This window comes from Shewanella sp. CAL98-MNA-CIBAN-0140, from assembly GCF_040309905.1.
Taxonomy (GTDB): domain Bacteria; phylum Pseudomonadota; class Gammaproteobacteria; order Enterobacterales; family Shewanellaceae; genus Shewanella; species Shewanella psychromarinicola.
In genome coordinates, this window is record NZ_JBEOPI010000115.1 from 1 (window position 1) to 314 (window position 314).

Here is a 314-nt window from a genome sequence, read left to right on the forward strand (position 1 = left end):
ATTCCTATCACTAAGTGGTTTTGGGCTATCTACTTTTTAGGCTCAGATAAAGGCAGTATTTCAGCATTAAGACTGAGCAAGCACATTGAAGTTAATTGGCGAACGGCACGTTTGATATTAAGCAAGCTGAGAACAGCTATGGGCCATAGAGACAGCTTATATAGACTGTCAGGGGTCATTGAAATTGATGATGCGTTAGTGGGTGGCAAAAGCAAGGGCAAGCGTGGACGTGGAGCTGGAGGTAAAACACCTGTTTTAGTTGCCGTTGAAAGCAAAGGAAAAAGAGCTGGATTTATTGCTATGCAGGCTGTGAA

Annotated in this window: 1 protein-coding gene; it reads left to right on the top strand. The window is 43.3% G+C overall.

Features of this window, described 5'->3' with window-relative positions:
• Positions 1 to 314, top strand: a 314-nt coding sequence (locus AAEY93_RS20405) for an IS1595 family transposase (protein WP_351079462.1), incomplete at both ends; no start/stop codon positions are given.